Annotated in this window: 9 protein-coding genes; 8 read left to right on the top strand and 1 reads right to left on the bottom strand. The window is 61.5% G+C overall.

Annotation, left to right across the window (positions count from 1 at the left end; genetic code table 11):
* Positions 1-171 precede the first annotated feature (171 nt).
* The 8 genes from VQ575_RS26595 to VQ575_RS26560 all read left to right on the top strand — a co-directional run bounded on the left by VQ575_RS26595 (position 172) and on the right by VQ575_RS26560 (position 10,680).
* The gene (locus VQ575_RS26595) at positions 172-1,470 is read left to right on the top strand and encodes an MFS transporter (RefSeq protein WP_198724459.1); all 1,299 of its coding nucleotides are present in this window, start codon (positions 172-174) and stop codon (positions 1,468-1,470) included.
* Between the two features lie 135 nt (positions 1,471-1,605).
* Positions 1,606-2,607 (top strand): phosphate ABC transporter substrate-binding protein PstS, encoded by a 1,002-nt coding sequence (locus tag VQ575_RS26590; protein WP_039593590.1) that lies wholly within the window; start codon positions 1,606-1,608, stop codon positions 2,605-2,607.
* A gap of 405 nt (positions 2,608-3,012) precedes the next feature.
* Positions 3,013-5,046 (top strand): ABC transporter permease subunit, encoded by a 2,034-nt coding sequence (locus VQ575_RS26585; protein ID WP_325919911.1) that lies wholly within the window; start codon positions 3,013-3,015, stop codon positions 5,044-5,046.
* 15 nt (positions 5,047-5,061) lie between these two features.
* Positions 5,062-6,732 (top strand): phosphate ABC transporter permease PstA, encoded by a 1,671-nt coding sequence (pstA, locus tag VQ575_RS26580; protein WP_039593592.1) that lies wholly within the window; start codon positions 5,062-5,064, stop codon positions 6,730-6,732.
* Between the two features lie 96 nt (positions 6,733-6,828).
* Positions 6,829-7,662, top strand: a complete 834-nt coding sequence (gene pstB / locus VQ575_RS26575) for a phosphate ABC transporter ATP-binding protein PstB (RefSeq protein ID WP_039593593.1) — start codon at positions 6,829-6,831, stop codon at positions 7,660-7,662.
* A gap of 72 nt (positions 7,663-7,734) precedes the next feature.
* Positions 7,735-8,496 carry a phosphate signaling complex protein PhoU gene (phoU, locus tag VQ575_RS26570; protein ID WP_030139132.1) on the top strand — a complete coding sequence of 254 codons (762 nt, stop codon included), beginning with the start codon at positions 7,735-7,737 and terminating at the stop codon, positions 8,494-8,496.
* Between the two features lie 166 nt (positions 8,497-8,662).
* Positions 8,663-9,622, top strand: a complete 960-nt coding sequence (locus tag VQ575_RS26565; protein WP_039593594.1) for a response regulator — start codon at positions 8,663-8,665, stop codon at positions 9,620-9,622.
* 161 nt (positions 9,623-9,783) lie between these two features.
* Positions 9,784-10,680, top strand: coding sequence for a peptidoglycan DD-metalloendopeptidase family protein (locus VQ575_RS26560; protein ID WP_039593595.1), 897 nt, complete (start codon positions 9,784-9,786; stop codon positions 10,678-10,680).
* A 92-nt stretch (positions 10,681-10,772) separates the two neighbouring features.
* Here the strand turns inward: VQ575_RS26560 and VQ575_RS26555 are convergent, their stop codons facing one another.
* A complete protein-coding gene (locus VQ575_RS26555; RefSeq protein ID WP_039593596.1) occupies positions 10,773-12,113 on the bottom strand; it encodes a hemolysin family protein in 1,341 nt (446 codons plus the stop codon).
* Positions 12,114-12,116: the final 3 nt, after the last annotated feature.

Below are 12,116 nucleotides of genomic sequence, written 5' to 3'. Positions count from 1 at the left end.
GGTTGCGAGTATATCGGGCGATAGACGTCGCGACGACCACTGGGTTCTGATTTTGACTGTCAATTACGCGGCTCTATGTGCTTTTTCGAACAATTTGCTATCGTGCCGAACCTGCCCGGGCTCTCATCAGTGTTGTCGGGCCGAGAACCGACTATAAGAGAAACCCTTGCCATGACCACTGCGCCTTCGAGCACGGCGACGCCCGCGCAACCCGCCCGTCCGCTGACCCGCAACGACTACAAGACCCTGTCGCTTTCTGCCCTGGGCGGCGCGCTGGAGTTCTACGATTTCATTATTTTCGTGTTCTTTGCCACCGTGGTCGGCAAACTGTTTTTTCCTGCCGAAATGCCCGAATGGCTGCGCCTGATGCAAACGTTTGGCATTTTTGCCGCCGGCTACCTGGCCCGGCCGCTGGGCGGGATCATCATGGCCCACTTCGGCGACCTGCTGGGGCGCAAGAAAATGTTCACCTTGAGCATTTTCATGATGGCTGTGCCGACCCTGATCATGGGGCTGTTGCCGACCTATGCGCAGATCGGCATGTGGGCACCGATCCTGTTGTTGCTGATGCGCGTGATCCAGGGCGCAGCCATTGGTGGCGAAGTACCGGGGGCCTGGGTGTTCGTTTCCGAGCATGTGCCGGCGCGCCATATCGGCTATGCCTGCGGCACGCTGACCTGCGGCCTGACGGCAGGAATCCTGTTGGGTTCGCTGGTCGCCACCGCCATCAACAGCATTTATACGCCAGTGGAAGTGGCGGATTACGCTTGGCGGATCCCATTCCTGCTGGGCGGTGTGTTTGGCCTGTTTTCGGTGTACTTGCGCCGCTGGCTCCACGAAACCCCGGTGTTTGCCGAACTGCAACTGCGCAAGGCGCTGGCCGAAGAGGTTCCGTTGCGCGCCGTGCTGCGCGATCATCGCGGCGCCATCGCCATTTCGATGCTGCTGACCTGGCTGCTGTCGGCCGGCGTCATCGTGGTGATCCTGATGACCCCGACGGTGTTGCAGACGGTGTACCACTTCAGTCCGACCACGGCGTTGCAGGCCAATAGCCTGGCGATCGTATTCCTGAGTTTTGGTTGCATTGGAGCCGGTGTGCTGGCCGACCGCTTTGGCGCGGGCCGGGTGTTCGTCTTCGGCAGCGGTTTGTTGTTGGTCACGTTCTGGACCTTTTACCACAGCCTGTTCACTCACCCCGAGTGGCTGTTCCCGCTCTACGCCTTGAGTGGTTTGCTGGTGGGTACCATCGGCGCGGTGCCCTTCGTCATGGTCAATGCCTTCCCGGCCGTGGTGCGCTTCAGCGGCCTGTCGTTCTCCTACAACCTGGCCTACGCGATTTTCGGCGGGTTGACGCCGATGATCGTGACCCTGCTGTTGAAAGAGAGCCCGATGGGGCCGGCGTATTACGTGGCGATCATCTGCGGAATGGGGATGGTGATTGGTGGGTATCTTTGGAAGAAGGGGCGCTAGGCAGCCCCTCGACACGACACCCCCGCAAAATCCAATACTGGCCTTTCATCCAATTGTCATATTTCAGCCATAGAGTGTTCACACGGCTTCCCAATACTTGGCCGACTTAACACACCTATCTGCTAGGAGTAAGGCATGAAACTGAAGCGTTTGATGGCGGCAATGACCTTTGTCGCTGCTGGCGTTGCGACTGCCAACGCGGTTGCCGCTGGTGTTGACCCGGCAATTCCGGCTTACACCAAGACCACTGGTGTATCGGGCAACCTGTCCAGCGTCGGCTCCGATACCCTGGCCAACCTGATGACCTTGTGGGCCGAGAACTACAAGAAAGAATATCCGAACGTAAACATCCAGATTCAAGCGGCCGGTTCTTCCACCGCGCCACCCGCGCTCACCGAAGGCACCTCCAACCTGGGCCCGATGAGCCGCAAGATGAAGGATAACGAGCTGCAGGCTTTCGAACAGAAATACGGCTACAAGCCAACCGCTATCCCGGTTGCCGTGGACGCCCTGGCTGTGTTCGTACACAAGGACAACCCAATCAAAGGCCTGACCATGGCTCAGGTCGATGCGATTTTCTCCTCGACTCGCCTGTGCGGCGCCAAGGCCGACGTCAAGACCTGGGGTGACCTGGGCGTGACTGGTGACCTGGCCAACAAGCCAGTGCAACTGTTCGGCCGTAACTCCGTGTCCGGCACCTACGGCTACTTCAAGGAAGAAGCCCTGTGCAAAGGCGACTACAAGCCAAACGTCAACGAACAGCCAGGTTCGGCTTCGGTTGTGCAGTCGATCAGCAGCTCGCTTAATGGCGTCGGCTACTCGGGTATCGGCTACAAGACCGCCAGCGTGAAAACCGTTGCCTTGGCCAAGAAAGAAGGCGGCGAATTCATCGAAGACAGCGAAGAGAACGCTCTGAACGGCAAGTACCCGCTGTCGCGTTTCCTCTACGTTTACGTCAACAAGGCGCCGAACAAGCCTCTGGCCCCGCTGGAAGCTGAGTTCGTGAAGCTGATCCTGTCCAAGCAAGGCCAGGAAGTCGTGGTCAAGGACGGCTACATCCCGTTGCCAGCCAAAGTAGCTGCCAAGGCACTGGCTGACCTGGGTCTGTCGGAAGGCGGCAGCGTCGCCAAGAAGTAATACCTGAGCCCGGGCCAACGCCCGGGCTGCTGCGGGGGTGGACGTCACTCTCGCGGCCAATTTTCCCGTCCGCTGCCGCTTCTAGCTGGCGGCGGATTTGTTGCGTCACTTCACTGTCATCTTTCTGTCATACAGGATCGCTAGGGTGTGCGCATGAATGATCTGGCCAACTCCACAATGACTACGACTTCCCCTCCCAAGCGCATTGACTTCAATACGCCTGAGCTGCAACGCAAGCGCCGCATCCGCGCGCTCAAGGATCGCCTGACCCGCTGGTACGTGCTGGTCGGCGGCCTCGCCGTCCTGGCCGCCATTACCTTGATTTTCTTCTTCCTTGCCTACGTGGTGCTGCCTCTGTTCCAGGGTGCGGACCTGACCGCCAAGGACTCGATCACCCCGGCCTGGATGCAAGACGCCGGTAAACCCCTGATGATCGCCATCGAAGAGCAGAACCAGGTGGCCATGCGTTTTTCCGACAAGGGCCAGGCATTGTTCTACGAGCTCGACAGCGGCGCCGAACTGCGCCGCGTCGACCTGCCGATTCCGGCCGGCGCCAGCGTGACCTCCATTGGCGAAGACCAGCCTGGCAGCCCCTTGGTGGCAATCGGTCTTTCCAACGGCCAGGCCCTGGTGTTCCGCCACACCTATAAAGTCAGCTATCCAGACGGCAAGAAAACCATCTCGCCCGCCATCGAATACCCTTACGGCGAGGCGCCGATTGCATTGAACGAGCAGGGCGCGCCCTTGGAGCACGTCAGCCTCAACGCCACCGATTCGACCCTGCTGCTCGCCGGTTCCAGTGGGGCGCAGTTGTATGTGCTGTCGCTGACCAGCGAAGAAAACATGATGACCGGTGAAGTCACCAACGAGCAGACCCGCATCGACCTGCCGCAGATGACCGAGCCGGTGAAGAACATCTTCGTCGACCCGCGCCAGCAATGGTTGTACGTGGTCAACGGTCGCGCCCAGGCCGACGTCTTCAGCCTGCGTGACAAGAGCCTCAACGGCCGCTACAAACTTCTGGAGAACGCCGACGCAGAAGTCACAGCGACTGCTCAACTGGTCGGCGGGATTTCGCTGATCATCGGTGATTCCAAGGGCGGCCTGGCCCAGTGGTTCATGGCCCGCGATCCGGACGGCGAGCTGCGCTTCAAACAGATTCGTGCCTTCCAGATGGGCAGCGCGCCCATCGTTGAAATCAGCGCTGAAGAGCGTCGCAAGGGTTTCGTGGCCCTGGACGCCGCCGGCAAGCTCGGCGTGTTCCACAGCACCGCCCACCGCACCTTGCTGGTGGACCAGGTAGTCGACGGCCAGGGCCTGTTCGGCATGTCGCCACGGGCCAACCGCCTGATCGTTGAGCAGGGCGGCAAGCTGCAACCATTGGCACTGGACAATCCGCATCCGGAAGTGTCCTGGAGCGCGTTGTGGAGCAAGGTCTGGTACGAAAACTACGACGAACCTAAATACGTCTGGCAATCGACCGCCGCCAACACCGATTTCGAACCCAAGCTGAGCCTTTCGCCGCTGACCTTCGGCACCTTGAAGGCTGCGTTCTACGCGATGCTGCTGGCCGCGCCGCTGGCCATTGCCGCCGCGATCTACACCGCGTACTTCATGGCCCCGGGCATGCGCCGCAAGGTCAAGCCAGTGATCGAGCTGATGGAGGCGATGCCGACGGTGATCCTCGGTTTCTTCGCCGGCCTGTTCCTGGCGCCCTACGTCGAAGGGCACCTGCCAGGCATCTTCAGCCTGTTGATGTTGCTGCCGATCGGCATCCTGGTCGCCGGTTTCGTCTTCAGCCGCCTGCCGGAATCCATTCGCCTGCGGGTGCCGGACGGCTGGGAAAGCGCCTTGTTGATTCCGGTCATCCTGTTCGTGGGCTGGCTCTCGCTGTACATGAGCCCGTACCTGGAAGCCTGGTTCTTCGGTGGCGACATGCGCATGTGGATCTCCCATGACCTGGGCATCACCTACGACCAGCGCAACGCCCTGGTAGTCGGCCTGGCGATGGGTTTCGCGGTCATCCCGAACATCTACTCCATCGCCGAGGACGCTGTGTTCAGCGTGCCGCGCGGCCTGACCCTGGGCTCGCTGGCCCTCGGGGCCACGCCGTGGCAGACCATGACTCGCGTGGTGATCCTCACCGCCAGCCCGGGCATCTTCTCGGCGCTGATGATCGGCATGGGCCGCGCAGTGGGCGAGACCATGATCGTGCTGATGGCCACCGGCAACACCCCGGTCATGGAAATGAACCTGTTCGAAGGCCTGCGCACCCTGGCGGCCAACGTGGCGGTGGAAATGCCCGAGTCGGAAGTCGGCGGCAGCCATTACCGCGTGCTGTTCCTGTCGGCCCTGGTGTTGCTGTTGTTCACCTTCGTCATGAACACCCTCGCCGAGCTGATCCGTCAGCGTCTGCGCAAGAAATATTCGTCGCTTTAAGAAAGGTAGAAGTCTGTGAAACAGAACTCCCTGAAAGGATGGTTCAAGAGCGGCGCCCCAGGCGTCTGGATCAGCGGTGGCGCGGTGTCCATCGCGGTCATCATGACCATTGGCCTGCTGGCGGTGATCGCCGTGCGCGGCCTCGGCCATTTCTGGCCGGCCGACTTGATCCACGCCAGCTACAACGTACCGGGCATGCCTGCGCACCTGGTGGTAGGCGAAGTCGTACAGAAAGAAGAAGTCCCTCGCGAGCGCCTGAAAAGCGCCGGCCTGCCGGTGCCGGACGAAGGCCCGGAGTTCATGACCCGCGAATTGGTGAAGGTCGGCAACCGTGACCTCAACGGCACCGATTTCACCTGGATCGTTGGCGATTGGCTGACCAACCAGACCACACCGCCAGAGCTCATGGCCCTTGAGCGTCGCGAGTGGGGCAACTTCTACGGTTACCTGGTCAACGTCAAGGAACAGGGCAAGGTCATCGCCGAGGGTGAAGCCGCCTGGCCGCAGTTGCAGGCGCGTATCGAACGTGTCAACCAACTCGCCGACGAGCTCAAGACCCTGGAAAAAGTCGACATCGGCGCGATCAACGCTGGCCTGGAACGTATCCGCCTGCATGGTCGCAAGCTGGAACTGGACGGCAAGCTCGACGCCGCCGCCCAGGCCGACCTGGAAAGCGAACGCGCCGAACTCAACGCCCGCTACAAGGACATCGAAGCGCGCCTCTCCGATTTGCACGCGCAGTTCAACCGCGACAGCCTGACGGCCCGCGATGCCAACGGCAAGGAAGTGGAAATCGAAATCGGCAAAGTGGTGCACGCCTACCAGCCAAACGGCATGGGTACGTTCACCAAGATAGGTTTCTATTTCAGCAAGGTCTGGGAATTCCTCAGCGACGACCCGCGTGAAGCCAACACCGAAGGCGGGATTTTCCCGGCGATTTTCGGCACGGTGATGATGACGCTGATCATGGCGATGATCGTGACGCCGTTCGGCGTGCTGGCGGCGGTCTACCTGCGTGAATATGCCCGCCAAGGGCCCATGACCCGCTTGATCCGCATCGCGGTGAACAATCTCGCCGGTGTCCCGGCCATCGTCTACGGTGTATTCGGCCTGGGCTTCTTTGTCTACGTGCTGGGCGGTTCGGTTGACCGGCTGTTCTTCCCCGAAGCCTTGCCGGCGCCGACCTTCGGCACCCCGGGCCTGCTCTGGGCGTCCCTGACCCTCGCGCTGCTGGCGGTGCCGGTGGTGATCGTCGCCACCGAGGAAGGTTTGGCGCGGATCCCACGGACCGTGCGCGAAGGCTCCCTGGCCCTCGGCGCGACCAAGGCCGAGACCCTGTGGAAGATCGTCCTGCCGATGGCGAGCCCGGCAATGATGACCGGCATGATCCTCGCCGTGGCCCGTGCCGCTGGCGAAGTGGCGCCGTTGATGCTGGTGGGCGTGGTGAAGCTGGCCCCGTCGCTGCCACTGGACGGTAATTACCCGTACCTGCACCTGGACCAGAAGATCATGCACTTGGGCTTCCATATCTATGACGTCGGCTTCCAGAGCCCCAACGTCGAGGCCGCCCGACCGTTGGTCTACGCCACGGCGCTGCTGCTGGTGCTGGTGATCGCGATCTTGAACCTGTCGGCAGTGTGGATCCGTAACCACCTGCGCGAGAAATACAAAGCGCTGGATAGTTGATTTTCAGGTGGGAGCGAGCTTGCTCCCACCTATACAGATTGGCATGGCCGCTCAGTTGGCCAACCGAACCGAATTTGTTAGCACAGGGAGCCTCCCATGCAACACGAAGCACATACACACGGCATCAACATGTCGGCCCTGGGCCGCGACAAGCAGAGCTTGAACCTGGCTCAGGAAACCGTCGCCATCGAAGTGCCCGGCCTGAACCTGTTCTACGGTCAGAAGCAGGCGCTGTACGACGTCAGCCTGAACATCCCGAAACAACGCGTCACCGCGTTCATCGGCCCGTCGGGCTGCGGCAAGTCGACCTTGCTGCGTACCTTCAACCGCATGAACGACCTGGTGGACGGTTGCCGCGTCGAAGGCGAGATCAACCTCTACGGCAATAACATCTACCGCAAGGGCGAGGACGTGGCCGAGCTGCGTCGGCGCGTGGGCATGGTGTTCCAGAAGCCCAACCCATTCCCGAAGACCATCTACGAAAACGTGGTGTACGGCCTGCGCATCCAAGGCATCAACAAGAAGCGCATCCTTGATGAAGCCGTTGAATGGGCGCTCAAGGGCGCGGCGCTGTGGGACGAAGTCAAGGACCGCCTGCACGAGTCGGCCCTGGGCCTGTCCGGCGGCCAGCAGCAACGCCTGGTCATCGCCCGCACCATCGCCGTGGAACCGGAAGTCCTGCTGCTCGACGAACCTTGCTCGGCACTCGACCCGATCTCGACGCTGAAGGTCGAAGAGCTGATCTACGAGCTCAAGTCCAAGTTCACCATCGTCATCGTGACCCACAACATGCAGCAGGCGGCACGGGTATCGGACTACACCGCGTTCATGTACATGGGCAAGCTGGTGGAGTTTGGAGACACCGACACCTTGTTTACCAATCCGGCCATGAAGCAGACCGAGGACTACATCACCGGTCGTTACGGCTAGTCAGCCGTAGTTGCTCATTGACTTCACGCTGCGGTCCGCCGCACCTTACCGGACGCTCCAAGGACGCCAAAGATGATTAGTAAAGAAGGCCTTACCCACCACATTTCCGCGCAGTTCAACGCCGAGCTGGAAGAGGTGCGCAGCCACCTGCTGGCGATGGGCGGGCTGGTGGAAAAGCAGGTCAACGACGCGGTGACCGCGCTGATCGAGGCCGATTCCGGCCTGGCCCAGCAAGTGCGCGAAATCGATGACCAGATCAACCAGATGGAACGCAACATCGACGAAGAGTGCCTGCGTATCCTGGCCCGTCGCCAACCGGCTGCTTCCGACCTGCGCCTGATCATCAGCATTTCCAAGTCGGTGATCGACCTTGAGCGGATCGGCGACGAAGCCACCAAGATCGCCCGTCGTGCAATCCAGTTATGCGAAGAAGGCGAAGCCCCGCGCGGTTACGTCGAGGTGCGCCACATCGGCGACCAAGTACGCAACATGGTCCGCGACGCGCTGGACGCCTTCGCCCGTTTCGACGCCGACCTGGCGCTGTCGGTGGCCCAATACGACAAGATCATCGACCGCGAGTACAAGACCGCCCTGCGTGAGCTGGCGACCTACATGATGGAAGACCCGCGCTCGATTTCGCGGGTGTTGAGCATCATCTGGGTGCTGCGTTCCCTGGAGCGTATCGGCGATCATGCGCGCAACATCTCCGAACTGGTGATCTACTTGGTGCGCGGCACCGATGTGCGGCACATGGGTCTCAAGCGGATGAAGGAAGAAGTGGAGGGCACCCCGTCCGAAACCGCTAATGTTCCCGGTGAAACTGACGATAAGTAAGATTGCCAAGAAAAGCGCCCGGCCTTCTGGTCGGGCTTTTTTTTGCGGTTTTTTTAACCGAAAGCAGCACCCCGCGAACGAAAAGTCCCGGCGTGACTGAAGGTTTTTGGCAATGTGCCATCAGTAAGGCGGTATGCTTGCCGGGATTTTTTAGAGGTGTATCTGGATGAGTAAGGTCAGTGTGTTGGTCGTGGACGATGCTTCGTTCATTCGTGACTTGGTGAAGAAGTGCCTGCGCAACTACTTCCCAGGTATCCGCATCGAAGACGCGGTGAACGGCAAGAAAGCCCAGGCCCTGCTGGCCCGTGAAGCGTTCGACCTGGTGCTGTGCGACTGGGAAATGCCGGAGATGTCCGGCCTGGAACTGTTGACCTGGTGCCGCCAGCAGGACAACCTCAAGGGCATGCCGTTCGTGATGGTCACCAGCCGTGGCGACAAGGAAAACGTGGTCCAGGCGATCCAGGCCGGCGTGTCCGGCTATGTCAGCAAACCCTTCACCAACGAGCAACTGCTGACCAAGGTCAAGCAGGCCCTGAACAAGGTCGGCAAGCTCGACACGTTGATGAACAGCGCCCCGACCAAGATGAACTCGGCGTTTGGCAATGACTCCCTCAGCGCCCTGACCGGTGGCAAGGCTGCTCCGGCTGCCGCTTCAGCGCCCGCAGCGAACCCGTTCGCCAAGCCCGCCGCCCCGGCCGCTGCGCCTGCGCCCGCTGCGGCTGCCGCCCCGGCCCGTGGTCTGCTCAACAGCCCGCCCGTCAAGGCACCTGCCGCGTCCGCGCCGACCAGCAATCGCGGGCAAGGCCAGCTGCGCCTGTCCAGCGGCACCCAGCAATGCGTGATCAAGGCCCTGAGCCTCAAGGAAGCGCTGTTGGTGGTCAAGCGCACCGACACCCTGCCACAAGTGCTGGAAAGCTCGGTGCTGGACATGGAGCAGGGCGACAACGCCGAGACCGCTCGTCTGAACGGCTACCTCCACGCCATCGTCGCCCACGAGCAGACGCCGGACAGCGAATGGCTGCAACTGACCTTCCGCTTCGTCGACAAAGACCCACAGAAACTCGACTACATCTCCCGCCTGATCGCCCGCGGCACTGCGCAGAAGCACTTCGTACCGGGCGCCTGATCCGGCGGCGCGCTTCAGTCCGACATCGCGAGCTTGCTCGCGATGAGGCCATCCGATCTAACGCCCTCTGCGATCCAATTTTGAAACATCCGTCGACTACGCTGGTCCATCCCAGCTGCTAGGCTGCTTTGCAGGCCTTCATTTCGACAGAATTCTTGCCCATGCTCGTGCCGTTGCTGTTCGCCTGTGGTCTTGTCCTGGCCGCCACCCCGGCCCTGGCCATGACCATCTACAAATCCACCGATGCCAATGGCGTGGTGTCCTATAGTGACCGCCCCAGCAAAGGCGCCCAGGTGTTCGTGTTCCGCGATCGCATGGTCGAGCGCCTCGAGCGGCAGGTGTATCTCGACATCCGGAAGCAGAAGGGCGCGGACGCGGTTTATGTACGCAACGACCTGTATGCGCCCGTGGAGATCGAGCTGAGTTTCGCTGGGCTGCGCAATGTGAGCGGCGCGCCGAGCCGGCCGATTCGCCGAGTAATGCCAGCGCGCAGCAACCTGCGCCTGGCGCTGCTCACGGCTACCCGGCCCGGCAGGCCGCTGGTGTATACCCCGCGGTTCGAGTATTCCCTGGGCGACCCCGCAGGCACGGCGCAGGCGTATCGCTACCCACTGCCGTGGCGCGGTGGGCCGTTTCGGCTGAGCCAGGGTGCCAACGGCCAATACAGCCACTACGGTCCGAAGAACCGCTACGCCATGGACATCGCCATGCCTGTAGGCACGCCGATCATCGCCGCGCGGGGGGGCGTGGTCATCAAGACCGAAAACGAGCAGACCGGGCGCGGCACCGACCCTTCCGGCAACTTCGTGCGCGTGCTGCACGATGACGGGACCATGGGCGTGTACCTGCATCTGCAAAAGGGCTCGGTGAGCGTACGGGAAGGGCAGCGGGTGTCGGTGGGTACGCCGCTGGCGCTGTCGGGCAACACCGGCAACAGCTCCGGCCCGCACTTGCACTTCGTGGTGCAGCGCAATACCGGGCTGGGGCTGGTGTCGATTCCCTACCAGTTCAACCAGCCGGTGGGGGACTTGCCCAACTTTGCAGTGGGCAAGCAGTAGTAGCACTGGAGATTCGGAGGGCTTTTTGTGGCGAGGGAGCAAGGTCCCTCGCCACAATGGGTTATGCCTTCAACTTGCGCGCGAGTTGACACTCAATCGAGCATCAACACCTTCGCCAGGATGATCTTCGGACCCTTCATCTTCTTGATGATGATGCGCAGGCCTTCGACTTCCAGCACTTCCTCCTCTTCCGGCACGCGCTTGAGGGTTTCATAGACCAGCCCGGCCAGGGTTTCGGCTTCGATGTGGTCCAGGTCGATCCCCAGCAGGCGCTCCACCTTGAACAGCGGCGTGTCGCCGCGTACCAGCAGCTTGCCCGGCTGGTAGGCCAGGATGCCGCGTTCGGCCTTGCGGTGTTCGTCCTGGATGTCGCCTACCAGCACTTCCAGCACGTCTTCCATGGTCAGGTAGCCGATGATGTTGCCGTCGGCTTCCTCGACCAGGGCGAAGTGCGAGCCACCCTTGCGGAACTGCTCCAGCAACTGCGACAGCGGCATGTGCCGCGACACGCGCTCCAGTGGCCGGGTCAGTTCGGCCAGGTTGAACGACTCGGGAATGTGATCCAGCGCCGCCAGTTCCAGCAACAGATCCTTGATGTGCAGCAGGCCGACGAACTCCTGGCGCTCGCTGTCGTACACCGGGTAACGGCTGAATTTGTGGCGACGGAACATCGCCAGGATTTCCTTGAGCGGCGCGTTGAACTCCAGCGTCACCAGGTCTTCCCGGGAATTGGCCCAGTCCACCACTTCCAGCTCGCCCATTTCCACGGCGGAGGCCAGCACGCGCATGCCTTGGTCGCTCGGATCCTGGCCACGGCTGGAGTGCAGGATCAGTTTCAGTTCTTCGCGGCTGTAATGGTGCTCGTGATGCGGGCCGGGCTCGCCTTGGCCGGCAATGCGCAGGATAGCGTTGGCGCTGGCGTTGAGCAGGTAGATCGCCGGGTACATGGCCCAATAGAACAGATAGAGCGGCGCAGCCGTCCATAGCGACAGCAGTTCGGGTTTGCGGATCGCCCAGGATTTGGGCGCCAGCTCACCGACCACGATGTGCAGGTACGAAATGATGAAGAACGCGGTGAAGAACGACACGCCCTTGATCACTTCCGGCGATTCGACACCGATCGCGCCCAGGAGCGGTTCGAGGATATGGGCGAACGCCGGCTCACCGACCCAGCCCAGGCCCAGGGACGCCAGGGTGATGCCCAGCTGGCAGGCCGAAAGGTACGCGTCGAGCTGGCTGTGGACGGTGCGCAGGATATGCCCGCGCCAGCCGTGCTGCTCGGCGATGGCCTCGACCCGGGTCGAGCGTAGCTTGACCATGGCGAATTCGGCCGCAACGAAAAAACCGTTGAGCAGGACCAGGACCAGAGCAAAAAGAATCATGCCGAATTCGGCGAAGAGTGAGACGAGGGACAAACCAGGGGAAGGGTCCATGAT

Origin of the sequence: Pseudomonas frederiksbergensis (assembly GCF_035751725.1) — a bacterium.
Taxonomy (GTDB): Bacteria; Pseudomonadota; Gammaproteobacteria; order Pseudomonadales; family Pseudomonadaceae; genus Aquipseudomonas; species Aquipseudomonas frederiksbergensis_A.
Note: the sequence above shows the minus strand (reverse complement) of the source record. Positions and strands in the feature narration are given on the sequence as shown.